At 53.4% G+C, this 23,219-nt stretch carries 23 protein-coding genes; 12 read left to right on the top strand and 11 right to left on the bottom strand.

The window, feature by feature from the left end; translation table 11 throughout:
* Window positions 1-6 precede the first annotated feature (6 nt).
* Window positions 7-1,464 (top strand): NADH-quinone oxidoreductase subunit NuoN, encoded by a 1,458-nt coding sequence (gene nuoN, locus OGX90_RS08195; RefSeq protein WP_234692621.1) that lies wholly within the window; start codon window positions 7-9, stop codon window positions 1,462-1,464.
* A 58-nt stretch (window positions 1,465-1,522) separates the two neighbouring features.
* Here the strand turns inward: nuoN and OGX90_RS08200 are convergent, their stop codons facing one another.
* Window positions 1,523-2,527: a chemotaxis protein gene (locus OGX90_RS08200; protein ID WP_032944079.1), complete on the bottom strand. Its 1,005-nt coding sequence runs from the start codon at window positions 2,525-2,527 to the stop codon at window positions 1,523-1,525.
* Between the two features lie 64 nt (window positions 2,528-2,591).
* Complete coding sequence (gene rbn, locus OGX90_RS08205) at window positions 2,592-3,509, bottom strand: ribonuclease BN (RefSeq protein WP_286623500.1); 918 nt, start codon at window positions 3,507-3,509, stop codon at window positions 2,592-2,594.
* A gap of 67 nt (window positions 3,510-3,576) precedes the next feature.
* Here rbn and OGX90_RS08210 point away from each other — a divergent pair, with 67 nt between their 5' ends.
* The 9 genes from OGX90_RS08210 (at window position 3,577) to pmrD (ending at window position 11,937) form a co-directional block, all read left to right on the top strand.
* Window positions 3,577-4,038: a GNAT family N-acetyltransferase gene (locus tag OGX90_RS08210; RefSeq protein WP_008785342.1), complete on the top strand. Its 462-nt coding sequence runs from the start codon at window positions 3,577-3,579 to the stop codon at window positions 4,036-4,038.
* A 63-nt stretch (window positions 4,039-4,101) separates the two neighbouring features.
* Window positions 4,102-4,407, top strand: a complete 306-nt coding sequence (gene elaB, locus OGX90_RS08215) for a stress response protein ElaB (RefSeq protein WP_003027683.1) — start codon at window positions 4,102-4,104, stop codon at window positions 4,405-4,407.
* Window positions 4,408-4,511: 104 nt separating this feature from the next.
* The gene (gene menF / locus OGX90_RS08220; protein ID WP_213752558.1) at window positions 4,512-5,810 is read left to right on the top strand and encodes an isochorismate synthase MenF; all 1,299 of its coding nucleotides are present in this window, start codon (window positions 4,512-4,514) and stop codon (window positions 5,808-5,810) included.
* Window positions 5,811-5,897: 87 nt separating this feature from the next.
* Complete coding sequence (gene menD / locus OGX90_RS08225) at window positions 5,898-7,568, top strand: 2-succinyl-5-enolpyruvyl-6-hydroxy-3-cyclohexene-1-carboxylic-acid synthase (protein WP_286623502.1); 1,671 nt, start codon at window positions 5,898-5,900, stop codon at window positions 7,566-7,568.
* Complete coding sequence (gene menH, locus OGX90_RS08230) at window positions 7,565-8,323, top strand: 2-succinyl-6-hydroxy-2,4-cyclohexadiene-1-carboxylate synthase (protein ID WP_234692624.1); 759 nt, start codon at window positions 7,565-7,567, stop codon at window positions 8,321-8,323. Before menD ends, menH begins: the two co-directional genes overlap by 4 nt.
* A 14-nt stretch (window positions 8,324-8,337) precedes the next feature.
* Entirely contained in the window at window positions 8,338-9,195 is an 858-nt protein-coding gene (gene menB / locus OGX90_RS08235; RefSeq protein ID WP_053389241.1) for a 1,4-dihydroxy-2-naphthoyl-CoA synthase, read from the top strand.
* Window positions 9,195-10,157: an o-succinylbenzoate synthase gene (menC, locus tag OGX90_RS08240; protein WP_234692625.1), complete on the top strand. Its 963-nt coding sequence runs from the start codon at window positions 9,195-9,197 to the stop codon at window positions 10,155-10,157. Before menB ends, menC begins: the two co-directional genes overlap by 1 nt.
* Entirely contained in the window at window positions 10,154-11,578 is a 1,425-nt protein-coding gene (menE, locus tag OGX90_RS08245) for an o-succinylbenzoate--CoA ligase (RefSeq protein WP_234692626.1), read from the top strand. Before menC ends, menE begins: the two co-directional genes overlap by 4 nt.
* A 95-nt stretch (window positions 11,579-11,673) precedes the next feature.
* The gene (gene pmrD / locus OGX90_RS08250; RefSeq protein WP_008785336.1) at window positions 11,674-11,937 is read left to right on the top strand and encodes a signal transduction protein PmrD; all 264 of its coding nucleotides are present in this window, start codon (window positions 11,674-11,676) and stop codon (window positions 11,935-11,937) included.
* Between the two features lie 2 nt (window positions 11,938-11,939).
* On the opposite strand, the gene arnF is transcribed toward pmrD, so the two are convergent.
* From arnF to nudI, 8 genes are all read right to left on the bottom strand, one after another.
* The gene (arnF, locus tag OGX90_RS08255) at window positions 11,940-12,326 is read right to left on the bottom strand and encodes a 4-amino-4-deoxy-L-arabinose-phosphoundecaprenol flippase subunit ArnF (RefSeq protein WP_212025203.1); all 387 of its coding nucleotides are present in this window, start codon (window positions 12,324-12,326) and stop codon (window positions 11,940-11,942) included.
* Entirely contained in the window at window positions 12,326-12,661 is a 336-nt protein-coding gene (arnE, locus tag OGX90_RS08260; protein WP_003834709.1) for a 4-amino-4-deoxy-L-arabinose-phosphoundecaprenol flippase subunit ArnE, read from the bottom strand. Before arnE ends, arnF begins: the two co-directional genes overlap by 1 nt.
* Window positions 12,658-14,316 carry a lipid IV(A) 4-amino-4-deoxy-L-arabinosyltransferase gene (gene arnT, locus OGX90_RS08265; protein ID WP_137377523.1) on the bottom strand — a complete coding sequence of 553 codons (1,659 nt, stop codon included), beginning with the start codon at window positions 14,314-14,316 and terminating at the stop codon, window positions 12,658-12,660. The genes arnE and arnT overlap by 4 nt, the downstream gene beginning before the upstream one ends.
* Window positions 14,313-15,215: a 4-deoxy-4-formamido-L-arabinose-phosphoundecaprenol deformylase gene (arnD, locus tag OGX90_RS08270; protein ID WP_100272085.1), complete on the bottom strand. Its 903-nt coding sequence runs from the start codon at window positions 15,213-15,215 to the stop codon at window positions 14,313-14,315. The genes arnT and arnD overlap by 4 nt, the downstream gene beginning before the upstream one ends.
* Window positions 15,212-17,194 carry a bifunctional UDP-4-amino-4-deoxy-L-arabinose formyltransferase/UDP-glucuronic acid oxidase ArnA gene (arnA, locus tag OGX90_RS08275; protein ID WP_234692627.1) on the bottom strand — a complete coding sequence of 661 codons (1,983 nt, stop codon included), beginning with the start codon at window positions 17,192-17,194 and terminating at the stop codon, window positions 15,212-15,214. The genes arnD and arnA overlap by 4 nt, the downstream gene beginning before the upstream one ends.
* A complete protein-coding gene (gene arnC, locus OGX90_RS08280) occupies window positions 17,191-18,174 on the bottom strand; it encodes an undecaprenyl-phosphate 4-deoxy-4-formamido-L-arabinose transferase (RefSeq protein WP_042307134.1) in 984 nt (327 codons plus the stop codon). Before arnC ends, arnA begins: the two co-directional genes overlap by 4 nt.
* A 2-nt stretch (window positions 18,175-18,176) precedes the next feature.
* Window positions 18,177-19,316 (bottom strand): UDP-4-amino-4-deoxy-L-arabinose aminotransferase, encoded by a 1,140-nt coding sequence (gene arnB / locus OGX90_RS08285; protein ID WP_234692628.1) that lies wholly within the window; start codon window positions 19,314-19,316, stop codon window positions 18,177-18,179.
* Window positions 19,317-19,601: 285 nt separating this feature from the next.
* On the bottom strand, window positions 19,602-20,027 hold the full coding sequence (gene nudI / locus OGX90_RS08290; protein WP_234692629.1) for a nucleoside triphosphatase NudI: 426 nt from the start codon (window positions 20,025-20,027) through the stop codon (window positions 19,602-19,604).
* A gap of 317 nt (window positions 20,028-20,344) precedes the next feature.
* Between nudI and OGX90_RS08295 the strand changes: the two genes are divergently transcribed.
* Together OGX90_RS08295 and OGX90_RS08300 are read left to right on the top strand one after the other, a co-directional pair.
* Window positions 20,345-20,887, top strand: a complete 543-nt coding sequence (locus OGX90_RS08295; protein WP_048215871.1) for a YfaZ family outer membrane protein — start codon at window positions 20,345-20,347, stop codon at window positions 20,885-20,887.
* A 79-nt stretch (window positions 20,888-20,966) separates the two neighbouring features.
* Window positions 20,967-22,163 carry a nicotinamide mononucleotide deamidase-related protein YfaY gene (locus OGX90_RS08300; protein WP_234692630.1) on the top strand — a complete coding sequence of 399 codons (1,197 nt, stop codon included), beginning with the start codon at window positions 20,967-20,969 and terminating at the stop codon, window positions 22,161-22,163.
* A 38-nt stretch (window positions 22,164-22,201) separates the two neighbouring features.
* On the opposite strand, the gene OGX90_RS08305 is transcribed toward OGX90_RS08300, so the two are convergent.
* On the bottom strand, window positions 22,202-23,119 hold the full coding sequence (locus OGX90_RS08305) for an Rpn family recombination-promoting nuclease/putative transposase (protein WP_234692631.1): 918 nt from the start codon (window positions 23,117-23,119) through the stop codon (window positions 22,202-22,204).
* Window positions 23,120-23,219: the final 100 nt, after the last annotated feature.

A 23,219-nucleotide genomic window follows, 5' to 3' on the forward strand; every position in this document is an offset into this window, starting at 1 on the left:
ATCGCCATGACAATAACTCCACAACACCTGATTGCGCTGCTACCGCTGCTGATCGTCGGCTTGACGGTGGTGGTTGTGATGCTCTCCATTGCGTGGCGACGCAATCACTTCCTCAATGCCACGCTGTCGGTCATTGGGCTTAACGCCGCGTTGGTTTCGCTCTGGTTTGTTGGCCAGGCGGGCGCCATGGACGTCACCCCGCTGATGCGGGTTGACGGTTTCGCCATGCTCTACACCGGGCTGGTGCTGCTGGCGAGTCTTGCCACCTGTACCTTCGCTTACCCGTGGCTGGAAGGCTACGATGACAACCGGGAAGAGTTCTACCTGTTGGTGCTGATTGCCTCACTTGGCGGTATTCTGCTGGCTAACGCTAACCATCTGGCGGCGCTGTTCCTTGGTATTGAGCTGATCTCTCTGCCGCTGTTTGGTCTGGTTGGCTATGCGTTCCGTCAGAAACGTTCGCTGGAAGCCAGTATCAAATACACCATTCTGTCTGCCGCAGCGTCTTCCTTCCTGCTGTTCGGTATGGCGCTGGTGTACGCGCAGTCTGGTAATCTGTCGTTTGTTGCGCTCGGTAAGAGCCTCGGCGACGGCATGCTGCACGAACCGCTGCTGCTGGCGGGCTTCGGTCTGATGATTGTTGGCCTCGGCTTTAAACTCTCGCTGGTTCCGTTCCACCTGTGGACGCCAGACGTATACCAGGGCGCTCCTGCTCCGGTTTCCACTTTCCTGGCGACGGCGAGCAAAATCGCTATCTTCGGCGTGGTGATGCGTCTGTTCCTGTACGCACCGGTAGGGGATAGCGAAGCGGTACGTATCGTGCTGGGCGTGATTGCCTTTGCTTCCATCATCTTCGGTAACCTGATGGCGCTGAGCCAGACCAATATTAAACGTCTGCTCGGTTACTCTTCTATCTCTCACCTCGGCTACCTGCTGGTGGCGCTGATTGCTCTGCAGAGCGGCGAGATGTCGATGGAAGCGGTTGGCGTTTACCTGGCCGGTTACCTGTTCAGCAGCCTCGGCGCGTTCGGTGTGGTCAGCCTGATGTCCAGCCCGTACCGCGGCCCGGATGCGGACTCTCTGTTCTCCTACCGTGGTCTGTTCTGGCATCGTCCGATCCTCGCGGCAGTGATGACGGTGATGATGCTGTCTCTGGCAGGTATCCCGATGACGCTGGGCTTTATCGGTAAGTTCTACGTACTGGCCGTCGGTGTACAGGCTAACCTGTGGTGGCTGGTTGCCGCCGTGGTGGTCGGTTCTGCGATTGGTTTGTACTACTACCTGCGCGTTGCCGTAAGCTTGTACCTGAGTGCACCGCAGCAGCTGAACCGTGATGCGCCGTCTAACTGGCAGTACAGCGCGGGCGGTATCGTGGTGCTGATTTCTGCTCTGCTGGTACTGGTGCTGGGTATTTACCCGCAACCGCTGATCAGCATTGTGCAGTTAGCGACTCCGCTGATGTAAACGAAATGCAGAAATGAAAAAACCCGCCTTGGCGGGTTTTTTTATGCGTGAAATACGGTCAGTTTAATAGCTGACGGCTCACCAGCGGACCGCTGATGCCTTTCGCTGTGCGATCCATCACTTCCTGGATCACTGAAGAAAGCTCATTGACTTCGAATTTGGCCACGTAGCCATCCGCTTTTACTCGGCGAACGTGATCTTCGTTCGCGCTACCGGAAAGCGAAGAGTGGATAACGACCGGGATTTTCTTCAGACGTTCGTCGGTTTTTATCTTACGGGTAAGCGTAAAACCGTCCATCTCCGGCATTTCGAGATCGGTGAGAACCAGAGCGATCTTCTCACTGACCGGCTTGCCCTCCGCCAGCGCTTCTGCGGAAAGCTGCTGAATTTTTTCCCACGCATCCTGGCCTGTTACATGCATCAGATGCGGGATCTCCATGGCGTTTAGACCTTTTTCCAACATGGCGCGGGCCACTTTGGAATCATCAGCCACAATCGCCACCGCACCCGGCGTGATGTTGAATTTATTGGTTTTCAGATCGGTTGCGCGCAGGTCGTGGTTCGCCGGTACGATGTCGTACAGGATCTGCTCAACGTCGAGCACCAGCGCCAGGTTGTTGGTCTCTTTGTTGTCGTCCAGGCAAGCGATACTGGTGATATAGCGACCATTAACGGCTTTCTCGGCGGTATGCACCTGTTGCCAGTCCAGGCGCATAATGTTTTCCACTGACTCCACAGCAAACGCCTGGACGCTGCGGGCATATTCTGTGATCAACAGGATGTTGAGTCCGGTCTCTGGCTTACAGCCCGCGACGGCGGGCAGGTCAATCACCGGGATCACCTGATCGCGAATGTTAACCATACCCAGTAACGGGGCCTTCATACCCGCCGGACGCGTAAAGGTCGGCATCGGCACGATTTCACGCAGCTTGAATACGTTGATGCCAAACAGCTCTGATTTCTGCTCCTCAACAGATTTGCCGAGGCGAAACAGCAGTAGTTCAAAACGGTTAGACAGGGTTAGGTTTGTCCTGTCATCAATATCTTTCTGGAAATTGTTCATCCTGTCCTCAGTGTGAAAGCCAGCCTTTCCACTGTTATCGGCACTGAGGCGGAAAAATAGAGCGTTAAACGCTGAAAATGGCGAAATCGTGAGCCAGTGCCGTGTCTGGAAATATTGTTTTGCATTCTGCGAGTAAGCGCTGGCAGCCTTTTTCATCGTAGCGTGAGCTAACGTGGGTCATTATCAGACGTCCCACTCCGGCATCCAGCGCCAGCTGTGCGGCTTGTCGGGTTGAGCTGTGCCCACGACTGTTTGCTTTTTCCTCCATTGAAGCGTCCAGCGTGGTTTCGTGTACCATGACATCTACACCTCGAGCCAGTTCAATGGCGGACGCGCAGGGTCCTGTGTCACCGAAAATAGCGACTGATTTTCCCCTGGTGGGTGGGGAAAGAAAATCGGCACCGTTAATCGCTCGACCATCCTCCAGCACGATGGTTTTCCCAGCTTTCAAATCCTGAAACCACGGGCCCGCTTTTACACCTGCCGCCTTCAGGGCATTGGCGTCAAGCGCACCGGGTTTGTCGTGCTCTTGAATGCGAAAACCGTAGCATTCCAGCGGATGCGCCAGCGGGTAAGCCGTTACTTTTCGCAGGCCGTCACCCACAATCTCACCCGCGGTGATTTCTACAATATCCAGCGGATAATCGGTCCAGGAGCCGCTCAGACGCAATGCGGTTTCGGTAAACTCTCGCAACCCTTTTGGCCCGTAGAGCGTCAGAGGCTGGACATTGCCGGCCATTGAGCGACTGCACAGTAGCCCCGGTAAACCAAACAGGTGATCGCCGTGCAGATGGCTGATAAAAATACGATCGAGTTTTCCTGGATTGAAAGGCGTGGTGAGCATCTGATGCTGCGTCCCTTCGCCGCAATCAAAAAGCCACAGCCCCGCCTGAGTCGGGTGTTGCAGATTCAGTAAAATTGCCGTTACATTGCGTGAGCGCGTGGGGACTCCCGCAGACGTGCCTAAAAATAGTAATTCCATCTTTGCGTTACACTTTTCGCCATCAATAAGGCAGGGTGTTCAGGTTATCACAACATAGGGGCAGACAATGATTCACTGGCAAGATCTCCACCATGCAAAGCTGAGTACCCAACAACTGTACGCACTACTTCAGCTACGATGCGCGGTGTTTGTAGTTGAGCAACAGTGTCCGTACCAGGATGTGGATGGCGATGACCTGGCTGGAGAGAATCGGCATATTCTGGGCTGGCATAACGATGAGCTGGTGGCGTATGCGAGGATTCTGAAAAGCGATGACGAACTGGAGCCGGTAGTGATTGGTCGGGTGATTGTAAGCGAAGCGCTGCGTGGTGAAAAACTGGGGCAACAGCTAATGGCCCAGACGCTGGCATCCTGCGCGCAACACTGGCCACACAAGGCGTTGTATCTGGGCGCGCAGGCGCATCTGCAATCGTTCTATGCGCGCTTTGGCTTTGTTCCGGTGACGGATATCTATGACGAAGATGGTATTCCACACGTCGGAATGGCGCGGGAAGCACATCAGGCGTAAACAGGCGCAATCAGTCCAGGTTGTCTATAGTTAGCGGGTACGTCAATAGAAAGGGAGAATATAATGTCTTTTCATTCTTATGAATCACGTATCGATGATGATCTGGAATTATTAAGTGAAACGCTGGAAGAGGTGCTGCGTTCTTCTGGCGACCCAGCAGATCAAAAATACCTTGAGTTAAAAGCGCGGGCAGAGCGGGCGTTAGAAGAGGTGAGAAATCGCGTCAGCCATGCTTCTGACAGCTACTATTACCGTGCGAAAAAAGCCGTTTGTCGGGCGGATGACTATGTGCACGAAAAACCCTGGCGCGGAATCGGCGTTGGCGCCACGGTCGGTTTAGTGATGGGATTATTGTTAGCGCGGCGATAAATTCCGTTCTGTCATCGCATTTGTACGTACTCCCTAACTGGGGGTACTGCTTTTTCTGCTCAGTACCCCGTATAATGAGAGGTTTTTAACAGGGAGAGGTCCGCGTGCATTCAATCACTACTGCGCTGGAAAGTCTGATGCGTCATTTATCGCAAGAGATGCCAGCAGCACCTGGAATTCGTATTTACGATATACCTTTCCCACTGAATGATGCGTTTGACGCTTTAGGATGGCTGGCTAGTCAACCCGTCTGGCCCCAGTTTTACTGGCAGCAGCGTAACGGCGATGAAGAAGCCGCCGTATTAGGGGCCGTCGCCGCATTTTCCTCGCTGGAATCAGCACAGCAATTTTTACATCAGCATGATAATCATCCCGACCTGCGCATCTGGGGCCTGAATGCCTTTGAGCCTCTGCGTGGCAATTTACTGCTGCCGCGGCTGGAGTGGCGACGTTGCGCCGGAGTGGCGAGCTTACGCTTACATCTTTATAGCGACGTGTCGCTACGTGAAGACGCTGCACAAGCGATCGCCTTCATCTCATCGCTTGCTCCCGTAAAACCGCTCCCTGCATTGCGTTTGAATTTGACGGGAGAACAGCACTGGCCGGAGAAAGCTGGCTGGATAGACCTGATAAAACTCGCCACTCAAACGATCGCAGGAGAAGACCTCGATAAGGTCGTGCTGGCGCGGGCGACCGATTTACAGTTTTCTCAGTCGGTTAATGCCGCTGCCGTGATGGCTTCCAGCCGTCGCTTAAATCTGAACTGCTACCATTTCTTTATGGCATTCTCCGCCGACACCGCTTTTCTTGGCTCTTCTCCTGAACGTCTGTATCGACGACGTGATACGGCGCTGCGCACCGAGGCGCTGGCCGGAACCGTGGCCAATCACCCTGAGGATCATCGGGCCTGGCAATTGGGCGACTGGCTAATGAAAGATGATAAAAACCAGCGCGAGAATATGCTGGTGGTCGAAGATATTTGCCAGCGCCTGCAAGGCTGTACGCAAACTCTCGATGTGCTGCCACCGCAGGTGCTCAGGCTGCGTAAAGTGCAGCACCTGCGCCGTTGCATCTGGACGGAACTGAATCAGGCCGATGATACGCTTTGCCTGATGCAGCTCCAGCCCACGGCGGCAGTTGCCGGTATTCCGCGTGAGCTGGCGCGTGAATTCATCCAACAAAATGAACCCTTTGAACGCGAGTGGTATGCCGGTTCAGCGGGTTATCTTTCTTTGCGCCAAAGCGAGTTTTGTGTGTCATTGCGTTCAGCGAAAATTAGCGCAAACGTGGTACGCCTGTATGCCGGGGCAGGGATTGTACGTGGCTCAGATCCTGAGCAGGAATGGCAAGAAATAGACAATAAAGCGGCAGGGTTACGTACTTTATTACAGATGGAAGGATAGTGATTTCGTGTATATTTCCGATTCATATCAAAAATCCATTTATTCGATTCTCTATACTGTGTCGCAATATTGATACCGGACAATCTCATGTCAGTAAGCGCATTTAACCGACGCTGGGCGGCGGTCATTCTGGAAGCACTCACTCGCCACGGCGTCAGGCATGTCTGCATTGCCCCTGGCTCTCGTTCTACACCGTTGACGCTGGCGGCAGCGGAAAACCCCGCATTCATCCACCACACCCATTTTGACGAGCGCGGTCTTGGGCATCTGGCTTTAGGTCTGGCAAAAGTCAGCCGTCAGCCTGTCGCCGTGATTGTGACGTCCGGTACCGCGGTGGCGAATTTATATCCCGCGTTGATTGAGGCGGGCCTGACCGGTGAAAAACTGATTTTACTTACCGCTGACAGACCGCCAGAGCTTATCGACTGTGGCGCGAACCAGGCGATTCGTCAGGCCGGAATGTTTGCCTCGCATCCATCGCAAACGCTCTCTTTACCGCGTCCGACTCAGGACATTCCGGCAAGCTGGCTGGTGTCCACTATTGATAATGCGTTAGCTGCCCTGCATAGCGGGGCGGTTCATATCAATTGCCCGTTTGCGGAACCGCTGTATGGCGATATGGACGAAACGGGGATTGCCTGGCAGCAGCGCCTCGGCGACTGGTGGCAGGACGATAAGCCCTGGCTGCGAGAAGCGCGTCGGCTGGAAAGCGACAAACAACGCGACTGGTTTTTCTGGCGACAAAAACGCGGCGTAGTCATTGCGGGCCGCATGAGCGCGGAAGAAGGTCAGAAGGTTGCGCAGTGGGCGCAGACGTTAGGCTGGCCGCTGATTGGCGATGTTCTGTCGCAAACCGGACAACCGCTGCCGTGCGCCGACCTGTGGCTGGGAAATGCGAAAGCTGTAGCTGAATTGCAGCAGGCGCAGATTGTGGTGCAGCTTGGTAGCAGCCTGACTGGAAAACGTCTGCTGCAATGGCAGGCCAGCTGCGATCCGCAGGAATACTGGATTGTCGATAATATCGAAGGCCGCCTTGATCCTGCCCATCATCGCGGCCGCAGGTTGGTGGCGAAAGTTGGCGACTGGCTGGAGCTACATCCGGCGGAGAAACGTCATCCCTGGTGTATGGAGATCCCTCGTCTGGCGCAACAGGCCTGGCAGGCGGTAGAAGCCCGTCGTGAGGCGTTTGGTGAAGCGCAATTAGCCCACCGTATCCGCGACTACTTGCCGGAGCAGGGGCAGCTGTTCGTGGGTAACAGTCTGGTGGTACGCCTGATTGATGCGCTGTCGCAGCTTCCGGCTGGTTACCCGGTCTATAGCAACCGTGGCGCGAGCGGTATTGACGGCCTGCTGTCAACGGCAACTGGTGTACAGCGTGCCAGCGCGAAATCGACGCTGGCGATTGTTGGCGATTTATCTGCATTGTATGACCTGAATGCGCTGGCGTTATTGCGCCAGGTTTCTGCACCGTTTGTCCTGATAGTGGTCAATAATAACGGCGGGCAGATTTTTTCCCTGCTGCCGACACCAGCCAGCGAACGCGAACGGTTCTATCTGATGCCGCAGAACGTACATTTCGAGCATGCTGCCGCCATGTTTAACCTTAAATACCAGCGCCCGGAAAACTGGGAGCAGTTGGAGAGCGCGTTGACTAACGCGTGGCGTACACCTGCGGCCACGGTGATTGAGCTGGTGGTGAACGAAACTGACGGGGCGCAAACCTTGCAGCAACTGCTGGCGCAGGTAAGTCACCTATGATCCTGCATGCGCAGGCGAAAGAGGGCCAAACGGGATTTCCCTGGCTGGTTTTCCTGCACGGTTTCTCTGGCGATTGCCAGGAATGGCAGACGGTCGGCGAAGCGTTTCAGGATTATTCGCGGCTATACATCGACCTGCCGGGACACGGTGGCTCCGCTGACATCAGCGTGAGCGGGTTCGATGATGTCAGCGTTTTGCTGCGTAATACTCTACTTAGTTACAACATACTTAACTACTGGCTGGTGGGATACTCTCTTGGCGGCAGAGTCGCGATGATGGCGGCCTGTCAGGAGATGCCTGGGCTTTGTGGTCTGGTGGTTGAAGGCGGACATCCCGGCTTGCAAAGCGAGGAGGCGCGCGTGCAACGCCGTCTCTCGGATGGCCGCTGGGCTGCGCGTTTTCGCGCAGAGCCGCTACGTGAGGTGTTTAATGATTGGTATCAACAGCCCGTTTTTTCCTCGCTGAACGCGGCACAAAGAGAGGCGCTGGTCGCTCTGCGTAGCCAGAATAATGGGCAAACGCTGGCGGCAATGCTGGAGGCCACCTCGCTTGCCGTACAGCCTGATTTACGTGCGCAACTCACGACGCGCACATTTCCGTTTTATTATTTATGTGGTGAACGTGACGAAAAATTCCGCGCTCTGGCGGCGGAAATATCAGTACCAAACCATGTGATTCGTAATGCCGGACACAACGCGCATCGGGACAACCCCGCGGGCGTAGTGGACTGTCTGGCTCAGATTCTGCGTCGCTGACTATAGGACATTTTATGATCTATCCTGATGAAACAATGCTTTACGCACCGGTAGAATGGCACGATTGCTCTGAAGGCTATACCGACATTCTTTACGAGAAATCCACCGACGGTATCGCAAAAATCACTATTAATCGTCCACAGGTACGCAATGCCTTCCGTCCGGTCACCGTGAAAGAGATGATCCAGGCGCTGGCGGATGCCCGCTATGATGACAACATCGGCGTAATTATTCTGACCGGTGCTGGCGACAAAGCGTTCTGCGCAGGCGGCGATCAGAAAGTGCGTGGTGACTACGGCGGATACCAGGATGACTCCGGTGTGCATCACCTGAACGTACTGGACTTCCAGCGCCAGATTCGTACCTGTCCGAAACCGGTAGTAGCGATGGTTGCAGGTTTCTCCATTGGTGGTGGCCATGTGCTGCACATGATGTGTGACCTGACCATTGCGGCTGAAAACGCCATCTTTGGTCAGACCGGCCCGAAAGTCGGTTCTTTCGACGGCGGTTGGGGCGCTTCCTACATGGCGCGCATCGTCGGTCAGAAAAAAGCGCGTGAAATCTGGTTCCTGTGCCGTCAGTACGATGCGAAACAGGCGCTGGATATGGGTCTGGTCAACACCGTGGTTCCGCTGGTGGATCTGGAAAAAGAGACCGTACGCTGGTGCCGTGAAATGCTGCAAAACAGCCCAATGGCGCTGCGCTGCCTGAAAGCCGCACTGAACGCCGACTGTGATGGTCAGGCTGGTCTGCAGGAGCTGGCAGGTAATGCCACTATGCTGTTCTACATGACGGAAGAAGGTCAGGAAGGCCGTAACGCCTTTAACCAAAAACGTCAGCCTGATTTCAGCAAATTCAAACGGAATCCGTAATGCGTAGCGCGCAGGTATACCGCTGGCAGATCCCCATGGACGCGGGGGTGATTCTGCGCGACAGGCGGTTAAAAACGCGTGACGGGCTGTACGTTTGTCTTCGTGACGGCGAGCGCGAAGGGTGGGGAGAGATCTCCCCGCTGCCGGGCTTTAGTCAGGAAAGCTGGGAAGAGGCGCAAACCGAGCTGCTGGCCTGGGTGAAAGGCTGGTTGCAAGGGGATGACTCCTTACCGCAACTGCCTTCGGTCGCCTTTGGCGTAAGCTGTGCGCTGGCCGAACTGGCTGGCGTATTGCCGCAGGACGCGGACTATCGTGCTGCGCCGCTGTGTACCGGCGATCCTGACGATCTGGTGCTACAACTGGCGGATATGCCGGGCGAAAAAGTGGCGAAGATCAAGGTCGGTCTGTATGAAGCGGTCCGCGACGGCATGGTGGCCAATCTGCTGCTTGAGGCGATCCCGGAGCTGCATTTGCGACTTGACGCCAACCGGGCCTGGACGCCGTTGAAAGCACAGCAGTTCGCGAAATACGTTAATCCGGAATATCGCGGACGCATTGCCTTCCTCGAAGAACCGTGCAAAACCCGCGATGATTCTCGTGCCTTCGCGCGTGAAACCGGCATTGCCATCGCCTGGGATGAAAGTCTGCGTGAAGCGGATTTCACCTTCGAAGCCGAAGAAGGCGTCAGGGCCGTGGTTATCAAACCTACGCTGACCGGCAGTCTCGATAAAGTCCGTGAACAGGTGGCTGTGGCGCATGCGCTCGGTCTTACTGCCGTTATCAGTTCGTCAATCGAGTCGAGTCTGGGCTTAACCCAGCTGGCGAGAATTGCCGCCTGGTTAACGCCGCAGACCATTCCGGGTCTGGATACCCTGAGTCTGATGCAGTGCCAGCAGGTACGCACCTGGCCGGGTAGCACGTTGCCGTGTATCGACGTTGATGCGCTGGAACGTGTGCTATGACCCAGCAGGAAATGCCCGATAGCGTGAGCTTATCGGGCCTGGTGCAGTTCAGTGACTGGCCGTGGCGTCACTGGCGACAGGTTCGTGCGAAAGCGCCAGCCTTACGCCTCAACGATGAGGTATTAAGCTGGAGCGATCTCTGCACACGTGTAGATTATCTGGCCTGCGGTTTTGCCGCTCAGGGCGTGGAAGAGGGCGATGGTGTTCTGCTTCGCGCCTGGAATCATCCTCGCGCTTTGCTGGCCTGGCTCGCGCTGCTGCAATGTGGGGCGCGGGTTTTACCTGTGAACCCACAGTTGCCTCAGCCGCTGCTTGATGCGCTGATCCCGGGCTTAACGTTACGTTTTGCGCTGGATCTGGAGGCCGCTATCGCACTTCCGGAACTCAGCCCGTTGCAGATGCGGTCGTTACCAGGCGATCGCGCCGCTGCGTGGTTGCCTGAACGTTTGAGCACGATGACGTTAACTTCAGGTTCTACCGGATTGCCAAAAGCGGCTGTTCATACCTGTCAGGCGCATCTGGCAAGCGCGCAGGGCGTCCTGTCATTAATGCCGTTTGGTGCTGAGGATGACTGGCTTCTCTCACTGCCGCTGTTTCATGTTTCCGGCCAGGGGATTTTATGGCGTTGGTTGTTTGCCGGGGCGCGAATGACCGTGCGCGACAAGCAGCCGCTGGAGCAAATGCTGGCTGGATGTACCCACGCTTCACTGGTGCCCACGCAGCTGTGGCGCTTGCTGGTCAACAACACGTCGGTCACGCTCAAAGCGGTACTGCTGGGAGGTGCGGCAATTCCTGTTGAATTGACGGAGCAAGCGCGCGAGCAAGGGATTCGTTGCTGGTGCGGTTACGGATTAACGGAGTTTGCTTCTACGGTCTGTGCGAAAGAGGCGGATGGTCTGGCAGATGTGGGTTCCCCTCTGGTAGGCAGAGAAGTCAGAATCGTTGATGATGAAGTCTGGTTACGGGCTGCCAGCATGGCGCAAGGTTACTGGCGTAACGGACAGCTTATTCCTTTAGTGAACGCGGAAGGCTGGTTTGCTACCCGCGATCGTGGGGTGTTAAAGGACGGCAAGTTAACTATTATCGGTCGTATGGACAATCTGTTTTTTAGCGGTGGGGAAGGCATACAGCCAGAAGAAGTGGAACGCGTGATTGCAGCGCATCCGCAGGTTCTGCAGGCCTTTATTGTCCCGTTAGAAGACAAAGAGTTTGGCCATCGCCCGGTGGCGGTCATTGAGTATGACGCTAATGCTGGAGAAACTAATCTGGCTGAGTGGGTAAACGATAAGCTGGCCCGCTTTCAACAACCGGTATGTTGGCTGACATTGCCGCCCGAACTCAAAGCCGGAGGGATTAAAATCTCGCGTCGTGCGTTGTCGGATTGGGTAAGCGCTTCATCGTTAGCATTAAGAAAACATTAATTACATTTCTCATTTCTGTCATTCCGCAGCTATTGTCCTTTTGTTTATGAGCTAATGTGTAACCTATTGTGAAATTTATTAACAATAGGTGCGCTATGGAATGGCATGTGAAGAAGACCTGCTGTCACAAAAAAGCAGGGAGGCTCTATATCGTACTTTGCGATAGCGGTGGTTCGCTCAAGATGCTTGCCCAGGCGCAATCATCTGAGCGGATTAAGCCCGGCGATCTTCTTTCGCCGCTGAAGGATGCTCAGTATTGTATTAACCGCGATACATCTCGGGTGATTAAGATCATTGATGCCAGACAGTACATTTGTGATGAATGGGAACGTCTGTTACGACTGTCTAAAGATAAATAATCTCAGGACAGGTGTTTGCGTGAAGGCAGAAAAATCGTCATTAACCCTGCCATGATGCACAGTACCCCTGCCAGCGCTTTCACTGAAAATGTTCCCTGCCAGCCGGGCAGGATCATTGAGGCAACCCACACCAGCACATAGCTCAGGCTGAGTAGGGCATAGGCTTTGCTCAGCGCGAGTTGGTGTAGGGCTTTATGCCAACAAATCACTGACAGTAAATACCCTGTCAATCCGGCATATAAAGCAAACGCTCCGATACTGACAGAGAATACGGCAGAGATGAACGCCAGCGGCTGCAGCATTGGAGGCAGATTATCCATCGCAAAGCCAAGGCTCAACTGGGCAGCAGAGGTGATAATAACGCTACATAATCCCCAAAATATGCCCATTACACTGCGCTCCCAAGAATAAATATGCCGGTAATGATTAGCCCAACGCCCAGCCAGTGGCGGGTTGTGACGGGTTCGCGCCAGATTTTCCAGGCCGCGAGAGTTACCCATACAAAGTTAAGGCTCAGCATGGGATAGGCAATACCGACAGGAATGTTTTGTAAAACCGCCAGCCATAGCAGCATGGCCAGACCGAGGCTTGCCAGAGCAAGCCCAATCCATTGCGTAATGTAGCGTTTTCGCGCACGAACAGACACCGGTCGGGTTGCCTGCTTCTGGCATAGCTGGCCGCAGACGCTGAGCAGGCTGGCGAGGACTAAGGCTATCCAGATCATTTGGGCCGATACTGAATCAGGACCAGACGTCCCTGATTATCAATGTAGTCAGCGGGAGGGATGGCAAGCTGATTAATATCTTCATCCTTACCGACAGAGAGCACGAGCGTAATGTTTCCTTGTTGACGATGTTGTGCTAACCAGTCGGCAAAATTCTCCCGACTGACAAAGCGGCCTTGAGCATCCGGGTAGTTGAGACCGTATTTTAACTCGCCCGTTTGTCCGTACATCATGATGTCGTCGCGCTTCAGGCTCCAGGCCAGTCCCGCAGCGACGCCAACGCTGTCGGTGAGAATATAACGGCTCGGCTCCAGCGATTCTTTGGTCATCTCGACAAAAAACTGCGGCTGTTTAGATTCCATCACCCGGTCAGGAATGGAGAAGCCAAATAACAGCGCCAGCCCTAATGGGCATAGTGCTGCGAATTTCCAGTTCTTCTCGCGGTTATTTAGCGTATACCAGCCAAAAAGCGTCCAGATGATAAAGATGCCCCAGGCACAAAAAACCTTATACGTTTCGATATGCGACCAGACCGGCGTCTTCAATGGTCCCAGCGTGGAAACAATAAACGTAGCGACGATGCCGACGACACCAAATAGCACGTTGATCCAGCCATTGATGCGCAGGGATGCTGAGTCTTTTTCCGCAGCCTGCAGGCCGAAGCGCGCCGTTAATATCGCCAGCGGCGCGAAGCAGGAAAGAATATAGGTCGGCAGTTTTCCTTTCGCGATGCTGAAAAACAGGATTGGCATAATAATCCAGCTTAACAGGTACAGAGCACTGCGCGGAACATCCCGCTCACGCCAGCCCGTACGCAGCGCGCCGGGAAGCAGACCGAGCCACGGTAATGTGCCTGCCACAAATATCGGGATGTAGTACCAGATAGGAGCCTTATGCTGGGCATCATCCTGCGCAAAGCGCTGAATATGTTCAACCCAGAAGAAGTAATGCCAGAAATCCGGTTCGCGTTGTGCAATCGCTATACCCCACGGTAGTACGATCGCGATGCAGCCGATCACCGCCAGCAGACCGTAGAGAATGAGGTCTTTCCAACGCTTTTGTGCAAAAACCCAGGGTAATACGCTAAGCACAGGGACGGCGAGTGCCAGAAAACCTTTGGTCATTACACCCATACCGCAGGTCAGCCCAAGCAGCAAAAAAGCGATGATTTTGCGTGTTCTGGTGGTGGCCTGCATGCCTTCCCAAAAACAGCACATGCCCGCCATCAGCCAAAGCGCTATGATGGGATCAAGTACCGCGTAGGTGCCGATGCTGTAAACCGAAAAAAACGTTAAAAAGATAGCGGAGGAGAGTACGGCGGTACGCTTATCCTGCCACAGTCGCATGGCAAGCCAGGCTACCAGTAATGCGGTCAACAAAGTGGCAAAAATAGCACCCGCTCTGACGCCAAAATTGTTTGCGCCAAACAGCCATTGCCCAATGCTGTTCAACCAGTATCCGGCAATTGGTTTTTCAAAATAACGCAGCCCTAAAAAGTGTGGAACTATCCAGTCACCAGAGTTGAGCATTTCCCGGCTGATTTCAGCATAGCGCGTTTCATCAGGCTGCCAGAGCATACGGCTGTTGATAGGTAAAATAAAATACAGTGCGATTAAAGCGATAAATGCCAGAGTGTAGCGGGCAGCAGGTTTCATGGTGTCACACTCACCGGTTGTTGGCAGCCGAGCCATCCCTCTCTGCCGGGTATTTTTCCACGTACTATCTGTCCTAACGGCAGCGTACTGATGTCGTCAGGTAACAGCTCGCCAAGCGGGCAGAATGTCATCCCCATATCGGCAGCACGAATGAGCAACTCGTCAAAATTCTGATGAAAGGCGATACCTTCAACTTCCGCATGAATGGTGTACACCGGTGTTCCTCTGCTCATCTGGATGTGGGAGAGAATATAGGAGTTGAAGTCCACCGCCTGGACCTCCTGACCAACCACTTCATCCCATGTTGGTAGGGTGACGGGAATTTGTGGTGTCCCCGTTTTCCCGGATTCCAGCACCGGACGAAATAACGACGCTCCCCGACAGTCACTGTTATAGCGCAGATGGAATGCTTCTTTGGCATGGACGACACGGTTGTCGGCACGCCATCCGGCAACGGCAGAACAGGTGACTGGCTGACCGATGATGGCTTCAAGTGCGGTGATACCTTGCGAAATATCATCAATCAGCTGTTTGTCATTCCAGTTTCCGCTTCGCGCCTGCCAGGCGTGATGATCCCAGGCATGCAAACCGGTTTCATGAATCTGGGCGGTTTGTGCAATGATTGCCGCGTTGGCCTGGCCGATCTCTTTTCCCGGCCATGCGGTTCCCGCCAATAAAATATCCCATCCGTAGAGCGATGCTGCGTTTGAACGCAGCATTTTCCACAGAAATTGCGGCTTCACAAGACGCCAGAGATGGCGTCCCATGTTGTCAGGCCCAACGCTAAAGAAAAAACTTGCCCGAACGTTATGTCGGTTTAATGTCTCCAGCAGGCGGGGCACGCCTTCGCGCGTCCCCCTGAATGTATCGACATCAATGCGCAAGCCTACTTTGGTCATGATGTGTGTTCCGTGATATCCACACTGCGTAAGAAGAAGTCCAGCGTCTCTTCTACCGTTTCCTGCATCTCAATGGTCGGTTCCCAGTTCAGGCAGCGTTTTGCATTGCGAATGTTAGGCTTACGATGCTCAACGTCTTGATAACCTTTACCGTAGTAGCTGCTGCTTTCGACGTCACGGAAACCGGCAAACGGCGGGAAGTGGTTACGCAACGGATGTTTTTCAAAGCAGGAAAGCAGCATTTCTGCCAGTTCCTGAATACTTGCTTCGTTCTGTGGATTACCGATGTTGATAATCTCACCGTCACAGCGGCCACCTTCGTTTTCAATGATGCGGTACAGGGCTTCGATACCATCGCGAATGTCGGTAAAGCAGCGTTTTTGCTTACCGCCTTCAATCAGCTTGATCGGTGAACCTTCCACGAGGTTGAGGATCAGCTGTGTAATGGCGCGTGAGCTGCCGATACGCGCGGCGTTAAGGCTGTCCAGACGCGGTCCCATCCAGTTAAACGGGCGGAACAGGGTGAAGCGCAATCCCTCTTTTTCGCCGTAAGCCCAGATAACACGGTCCAGCAGTTGCTTGGATACGGAGTAGATCCAGCGTGGTTTATTGACCGGACCGACGATCAGATTCGAACTGTCTTCATCAAAGACTTTGTCGGTACACATGCCGTAGACTTCGGAGGTTGACGGGAAAATGATGCGCTTGCGGTATTTCACGCAGTAACGAATGATTTTCAGGTTCTCTTCGAAATCGAGCTCAAATACGCGCAGCGGGTTGCGGGTATATTCGATAGGCGTTGCGATCGCCACCAGAGGCAGCACAACGTCGCATTTTTTCACATGATATTCAATCCATTCGGAGTGAATACTGATATCACCTTCGACGAAATGGAATCGCGGATGTTGCAGGAAACGCCCAATGGCGTCGCTGCCAATATCGAGCCCATACACTTCGTAATTATCTTCTTGCAGCAGGCGCTCGGTCAGATGGTTACCAATGAAGCCGTTAACGCCGAGGATCAGTACGCGAGTACGGCGTTTGCTGGTGGTCACTGACTGGCTGTTCAGGCGAGAACCTGGCACCAGACCCAGAACTTGCGCCAGTTGTGAACCCTGCATTGCAATACCATCGCCAGCTTGTCCGGTAATAATCTCCAGTGCGCCATCGGCACAGGCGATAAGTAAAGGAGACACGGAGATGACGGTACCCGGCTGGGCCGCAATGTCGTTTGTGCAAACGCGCGATGACCAGACGGTGAACTTTTGCGTGCCAACATAGCTAAATGCGCCCGGCCACGGATCGCTGACGGCACGGACCTGGTTATGTAACTCCGCGGCAGGTTTGTTCCAGTCGAGGAAGCTATCTTCCGGCGTACGGCGACCAAAACAGGTAGCATCTGCATCCTGTTGAGGGAATTCGGAGTAACTTCCCGCGTTGATGGCCGGCAGTGTCTGCTCCAGCAGGTGACGCGCAGCCTGGCACAATTTATGGTGCAGCGTTAACGCCACATCATCCGGTGAAATAGCGACATGCTGCTGGGCAACTATGGCACCAGCATCCGCGCGTTTAACCATGCGGTGAAGCGTGACGCCGGTTTCGGTTTCACCATTGACCAATACCCAGTTCAGCGGTGCGCGACCACGGTATTTCGGCAGCAGCGAGCCGTGCAGATTAAATGCACCCTTAGGGGCAAGACTGAAGATCTCATCACTCAGTAAATGGCGATAGTAGAACGAGAAGATAACATCGGGTGCCAGTTGGCTAATGCGCTCAATCCACAGGGGATGATTAACCTCGTCTGGGGCGTAAACCGGAATACCGGCGCTGGCCGCGAGGCGGGAAACAGATCCAAAAAACGCTTTTTCACCCGGGTTGTCGGTGTGCGTAAAAATGGCAGCGATTTCATAACCTGCATCCATCAAGGCCTGGACACCCTGACATCCCATATCGTGATAGGCAAATACGACGGCTTTCATGCGCGGTTTTCCTCGGTTGACTGCGTAGTTTGTGGGCGGATAACGTGTTGAACAAAATAGCGGGGGCGGGCGCGGACATCGTTATAGATGCGACCGATATATTCGCCGAGTAAACCCATGCCAATAAACTGTGCGCCGATAAAGGTAAACAGGACGGCAAACAGCATGAATACCCCCTCCGCTGCCCACTGTGGGCCGAGCGTCAGGCGCAGAACAACAAGCAGGACTGATAAGGTAAAGCCCGTGGCGGCGATCACGCTGCCCAACAGGCTCAACATGCGAAGCGGTGTTGTGGTAAGGCAAGTCACCAGGTCATACATCAGGTTGATCAGACGCATGAAGCTGTATTTGGAGTCACCAAATTCACGCTCTGCATGATGTACCGGGATCTCCGTGGCGCGACGGGCAAAAATGTTGGCCAGAATAGGGATAAAGGTGCTGCGCTCCTGGCAATGCAGCATGGCATCGACGATGTGACGGCGATAGGCGCGTAGCATGCAGCCGTAGTCGCCCATTGCTTTACCGGTGGTTCGTTGGATCAGATGGTTTATCATTCGTGAGGCGGTCTTACGAAATACGCTATCCTGACGGTTCTGGCGTACCGTGCCTACCACATCGAAACCCTCATCTGCAGTGGCGACCAACCGAGGGATCTCCTCCGGCGGGTTTTGCAAATCGGCATCCAGCGTGATGATCAAGTCTCCGGTGACATGGCTGAAACCGGCCATAATCGCCGAGTGCTGTCCGTAATTACGATTCAGTAAAATAGAGACAATATGGCTGTTCGGTGCCTGAGAGGCGTCCATCATCAACTGAGCGGAACGGTCGCTGCTGCCGTCGTCGATGAGCAGAATTTCATAGTCTTTGCCCAATTTTTCGCAGGCGGCGCTGGTGCGTCTGATTAACTCTGGCAGGCTTTCCTGTTCATTAAAAACGGGAATAACAACCGAGACTTTTTTAATCGGTGTGGCTTCAAACATGCTCATTGTCCTGCTATCTCGCGAAGCGCCGTAATGACCCGCTGAGTGTCATCATCGGTCATGTCAGGGAATAACGGCAGCGAGCAGATGCGCGCGCTGTTCCATTCAGTATTTGGGAGCGAAAGGGTAGTGAAGCGTTCGCGATAATATTTTTGCGTATGGGCCGCACGAAAATGCAGACCGGTGCCGATATCTTTGGTCTTCAGCGTTTCCATCAGGGCATCTCTGCTCAACCCGCAGCGCGTTTCATCAACACGAATGATGAATAAGTGCCAGGCATGAACGTGCGACCACTGCGGTAGGCTCAGCGGCTGGAATGGCGTATCGGCCAGCGCTTTTTGATAGTGCTGGGCAATTTGCGCCCGGCGTGAGTTCAGTTGCTCCAGCTTATTGAGCTGTACCAGCGCAATAGCGGCGTTAATATCCGTCAGGTTGTATTTGTATCCAGGTGCAAGCACTTCGGCTTGTGGTGCCCGGCCGTAGGTTTGTCGATCAAAAGCATCAACGCCCAGACCGTGAAACTTCAGGCTGCGAAGCCGCTGAGCGAGCTGGCTGTCGTCGGTAACGATCAGTCCACCTTCCGCACAGGTGATATTTTTAATAGCGTGAAACGAGAAGATTGCCGTGCCGCGAGCACCGACATGACGGCCCTTATACAATGTCCCTACGGCATGGGCTGCGTCTTCTATTACCGGGATTCCATAACGCTCGCCAATGGCATAAATTGCGTCGAGGTCGGCGGGGGCGCCAGCATAATGTACTGGAACAATGGCTTTGGTTCGTGGAGTAATAGCGGCTTCAATTTGCTCAGGTGTCACCATGAGCGTATCGCGGTCGACGTCGATCATGACGGGCGATGCACCCAGCAGCACAATCATGTTGAGGGTAGAAACCCACGTCATCGACGGCGTTATGACCTCGTCGCCTGCACCAATGCCCAGCGCCATCAGCGTAATGTGCATTCCTGCAGTGGCGGAGCAAACGGCGATGGCATGCTTATTCCCCGTGAGCTGGCAAAAAGCCTCTTCCAACTGTTGATTTTTCGGGCCGGTGGTTATCCATCCAGAGTCCAGAACCGCCTTCACTGCGGCAAGTTCTTCAGCGCCCATGGCCGGGCGAGAGAAAGGCAAAAAGTCAGACATCATTATTCCTTCAAGCCATTTAACGCCACCGAAGTTTTATTTTTAGTGATAAACAGGGGCGTCGTTAATTATTTCATCAGGCTACAAAGGTTAATGACTGAAGGTTAATTTATCCTTAAGAGTTTAAGGTTTGGGAACGATAGCTAAATAGAGGTGTTTTTTTTGTTTATCTTAATGAAATTAAGTGTTTTTTTAGGTTTTTGCGACATTGCTGTTTGTTATAAGTTGATGAGTGCAATGCCGCTATTCAAAATGTTAATTATATGCCGTTATTAAAATGATAACCTACAGTAACCCTTTTAAGGTTAACGTTTTACGCGTGGCGGTATTTAAATCGTAGGCACTGAGATCTTCCGGTTTAACCCAGGCGAATGCCTGGAACTCTTCGTTAATCTTCACTTCACGATTCGCCGCGACACAATCGAAGATAAGATAAATCATGTAAATCTCTTCCTGACTGCCATCAGCATAGGTTTTAGTGCGAATATCATCACTGAAGGTCCAGGGGGTAATTTCTGATAACACCAGTTGCTCGCCCAGCTCTTCCCTCACTTCACGGCGCAGAGCTTCTTCAATACGTTCACCCGGTTCAACACCGCCGCCAGAAAGCGCCCACTGACCGGGAAACACACCGCGGTCATCAGCCATTTTGCAGAGTAAATAACAGCCATCGTTTTGAATTAATGGGCAAACAATCGTTCTTTGGCGCATCAGTCGAGTCCTTGTTGGGGAGGTAGAGAAAATTCCGTCATGCACGCATCTTACCTTTTGCTGGCGGCAGAAAAAATGTTTCATCGGTGATCAAGAGCGCTTTGGCAGGGAAAACAGGATGTTTGTTGAAAATGACGTTCTGGGACGTCCAACTGTGTAATTGGCACAAGAATTTAACCTTAAATAAATCTTGTGAGTAGTATTTAGTTACAATATGTCATTGCATCGCTTTTTTAGCTCATTGATTCCTCGCCATCTGACAGTACAATTCATCGGTTTTGGGGCTATGTTTTGATTCTTGCTGGAAAGGATAGAAAATGAAAAAAAGTTTAATGTTGGGTTTTGCCGGAATGCTGTTTGTTTCCGCGTCGGCGAGCGCGATTAGCATCAGCGGCCAGGCTGGCGAAGACTACACCAACCTGGGATTCGGTATGGGCACTGAGAGTACTGGTCTGGCCGTCAGCGGTAACTGGATGCATAACGATGACGACGGTGATGTTGCCGGGCTGGGTTTAGGTTTGAATATCCCACTGGGGCCGCTGATGGCGACCGTTGGTGGTAAAGGTGTTTATACTAATCCAAACGATGGCGATGAAGGCTATGCTGCTGCTGTCGGTGGTGGTTTACAATGGCCAATTGGCGATAGCTTCCGTCTGTTTGGTGAGTATTATTACTCTCCTGATTCACTTTCCAGCGGTATCGACAGCTATGAAGAAGCGAATGCCGGTGCGCGTCTGACCATTATGCGTCCGCTGAGCATCGAAGCCGGTTATCGTTACCTGAACCTGGCAGGCAAAGACGGCAACCGTGATAACGCGATTGCTGATGGTCCGTACGTTGGGGTTAACGCCAGCTTCTAACATTTCTGGCGCGGCGTTCAGTCGCGCCTTCCCCCCTCCATGCGTTATAGTGTTTTCATCATAAAAGCAGGAGAACACGATGTTAAACGTGGAGATGCTATCCACAGGGGATGAAGTGTTGCACGGACAAATCGTCGACACCAATGCCGCCTGGCTGGCCGATTTTTTCTTTAATCAGGGTTTACCGCTAACACGCCGCAGCACGGTAGGTGACAATCTTAACGATTTGGTCGCCGTTTTGCGTGAGCGTAGCGAGCACGCCGATGTACTGATCGTTAATGGCGGTCTGGGACCTACCAGCGATGATTTGAGCGCGCTGGCAGCGGCAACGGCAAAAGGCGAAGGGTTGGTGCTGCATGAAGCATGGCTGGCCGAGATGGAGCGATATTTCCGCGATCGTGGCCGCGTGATGGCGCCAAGCAACCGCAAACAGGCTGAACTTCCGGCCAGCGCTGAGTTTATCAATAATCCGGTGGGTACCGCGTGCGGGTTCGCCCTGAAGCTTAACCGCTGCCTGATGTTCTTTACACCGGGTGTACCGTCAGAATTCAAAGTCATGGTGGAGCATGAGATCCTGCCCCGTTTGCGTGAGCGTTTCTCTTTGGCTCAGCCCCCGTTATGCCTGCGATTAACCACCTTTGGCCGTTCTGAAAGCGACCTGGCGCAGAGCCTGGATCCGCTCCCGTTGCCTCCGGGAGTAACAATGGGTTATCGCTCCTCAATGCCGATTATTGAGCTGAAGCTGACCGGGCCGGATTCCCAACGGGAAGCGATGCTGGCGCTGTGGCCAGAAGTTAAGCGGGTTGCCGGGCAGAATATGATTTTTGAAGGTACGGAAGGCTTACCCGCGCAAATCGCCCGCACGTTGCAAGAACGGCAATTCAGCCTGACGCTGAGCGAACAATTCACCGGTGGCCTGGTGGCATTGCAGCTTTCTCGTGCGAATGCGCCACTGTTGGCGAGTGAAGTGGTTCCGCCTCAGGAAGAAACGCTGGCGCAAACGGCGCATTGGATAACCGAGCGACGTAGCAAGCATTATGCTGGATTGGCACTCGCAATATCGGCTTTCGAAAACGAACATATTAACTTTGCGCTGGCCACGGCTGATGGGACACACGCCTTGCGCGTACGGCTGAATGCAAATCGCTACAGCCTGGCGATTCGTCAGGAAGTGGGCGCGATGATGGCGCTAAATATGCTGCGCCGCTGGCTTAACAATCAGGATATCGCTAGCGAACACGGCTGGATTGAAGTGGTTGAGTCGTTGACGATTTAATCATTGATTGGGAAGGCTAAATACCTTCCCAATCTGGCTCATGCGGTGGTATCGCCAGGCAATAGCCCGGTAATTAACTGAACTAAATCACGATCAATACCTTGTTCCAGCATTATGTGAGCGATACGTAAGGCTTCTTCTTGCGTACCTTTTTGCACCCCTTGCTGTATCCCTTCTTGCAGTCCATTTTGGTGGCCTTCCTGCCTGAGCCTCTCTGCAATTGTCATCAGCCTCTCCTTGTGATGGGGGGATCGTTCGGCAACTTCGCGGATAAACTCGCTGACGCGAGAAACGTCGCCGTACCGTATCAGGTAATTAAATAGCGTTTGTAGCTGGCTGTCATTAGCAGTGCTTGTAACTAATAGCGAGACCAGTCGATCCACTAACCCCATTAAGTCACGATCGCGGATATGTTTTTGCATCAATTCAAGCAGCGCAACCCTGCGATGCTGCGCGATTTCATCGTCAGGTATTACGGTAATGTCGACCAGCGGAAAAGCCTCTGAATACAGTTGTCGCGCCAGTTGCGGATTATCAAATTCATCCAGCCAGTTGAGCGACCAGGGATAGGGACTTTGTTGACCGTGATAAAATAGCATGGGGATCACCAGCGGCAGCGTTTTATTCCCGGCATCAAGATGATGCTGCATCGCCGCGGTGGCATAACGCATCAGGCGAAATGCCATATGCGGTACCGCGGTACTCTGATGTTCAATAACACAATAAATATAGCCCTGACCTTCGCGGGTTTTTAGTGACCACACTACGTCGGAGTAGTATGCGCGGAGATCTTGTTCGATAAAACTGGTGGACTCCAGCTTCAGCGTTTGTAAATCACATATCTCACGTAATGCGATAGGAAGATGTATATCCAGAAAATCCCGAGCCATCTCAGGGTAAGACATTATCTTTTTAAAAACGGCATCATGCGGTGTAGATGTAGTGGATTTAGCCATGGTAGTCCGTCACCAGAAAGAGAAGATGGCGTGACGGTATCCACTTTTAATATGCGCTGCATGGGGAAATGGGTTCTTTGCGTGGATGAATCAGAGATAA

Source organism: Citrobacter sp. Cpo012, assembly GCF_030333015.1.
GTDB classification, from domain to species: Bacteria; Pseudomonadota; Gammaproteobacteria; order Enterobacterales; family Enterobacteriaceae; genus Citrobacter; species Citrobacter portucalensis.

Bases quoted from the DNA above. Each gene is read 5' to 3' on its own strand.
- nuoN (WP_234692621.1), top strand. From the start codon at position 7: ATGACAATAACTCCACAACACCTGATTGCGCTGCTACCGCTGCTGATC.
- OGX90_RS08200 (WP_032944079.1), bottom strand. From the start codon at position 2,527: ATGAACAATTTCCAGAAAGATATTGATGACAGGACAAACCTAACCCTG.
- rbn (WP_286623500.1), bottom strand. From the start codon at position 3,509: ATGGAATTACTATTTTTAGGCACGTCTGCGGGAGTCCCCACGCGCTCA.
- OGX90_RS08210 (WP_008785342.1), top strand. From the start codon at position 3,577: ATGATTCACTGGCAAGATCTCCACCATGCAAAGCTGAGTACCCAACAA.
- elaB (WP_003027683.1), top strand. From the start codon at position 4,102: ATGTCTTTTCATTCTTATGAATCACGTATCGATGATGATCTGGAATTA.
- menD (WP_286623502.1), top strand. From the start codon at position 5,898: ATGTCAGTAAGCGCATTTAACCGACGCTGGGCGGCGGTCATTCTGGAA.
- menH (WP_234692624.1), top strand. From the start codon at position 7,565: ATGATCCTGCATGCGCAGGCGAAAGAGGGCCAAACGGGATTTCCCTGG.
- menB (WP_053389241.1), top strand. From the start codon at position 8,338: ATGATCTATCCTGATGAAACAATGCTTTACGCACCGGTAGAATGGCAC.
- menC (WP_234692625.1), top strand. From the start codon at position 9,195: ATGCGTAGCGCGCAGGTATACCGCTGGCAGATCCCCATGGACGCGGGG.
- menE (WP_234692626.1), top strand. From the start codon at position 10,154: ATGACCCAGCAGGAAATGCCCGATAGCGTGAGCTTATCGGGCCTGGTG.
- pmrD (WP_008785336.1), top strand. From the start codon at position 11,674: ATGGAATGGCATGTGAAGAAGACCTGCTGTCACAAAAAAGCAGGGAGG.
- arnF (WP_212025203.1), bottom strand. From the start codon at position 12,326: ATGGGCATATTTTGGGGATTATGTAGCGTTATTATCACCTCTGCTGCC.
- arnE (WP_003834709.1), bottom strand. From the start codon at position 12,661: ATGATCTGGATAGCCTTAGTCCTCGCCAGCCTGCTCAGCGTCTGCGGC.
- arnT (WP_137377523.1), bottom strand. From the start codon at position 14,316: ATGAAACCTGCTGCCCGCTACACTCTGGCATTTATCGCTTTAATCGCA.
- arnD (WP_100272085.1), bottom strand. From the start codon at position 15,215: ATGACCAAAGTAGGCTTGCGCATTGATGTCGATACATTCAGGGGGACG.
- arnA (WP_234692627.1), bottom strand. From the start codon at position 17,194: ATGAAAGCCGTCGTATTTGCCTATCACGATATGGGATGTCAGGGTGTC.
- arnC (WP_042307134.1), bottom strand. From the start codon at position 18,174: ATGTTTGAAGCCACACCGATTAAAAAAGTCTCGGTTGTTATTCCCGTT.
- arnB (WP_234692628.1), bottom strand. From the start codon at position 19,316: ATGTCTGACTTTTTGCCTTTCTCTCGCCCGGCCATGGGCGCTGAAGAA.
- nudI (WP_234692629.1), bottom strand. From the start codon at position 20,027: ATGCGCCAAAGAACGATTGTTTGCCCATTAATTCAAAACGATGGCTGT.
- OGX90_RS08295 (WP_048215871.1), top strand. From the start codon at position 20,345: ATGAAAAAAAGTTTAATGTTGGGTTTTGCCGGAATGCTGTTTGTTTCC.
- OGX90_RS08300 (WP_234692630.1), top strand. From the start codon at position 20,967: ATGTTAAACGTGGAGATGCTATCCACAGGGGATGAAGTGTTGCACGGA.
- OGX90_RS08305 (WP_234692631.1), bottom strand. From the start codon at position 23,119: ATGGCTAAATCCACTACATCTACACCGCATGATGCCGTTTTTAAAAAG.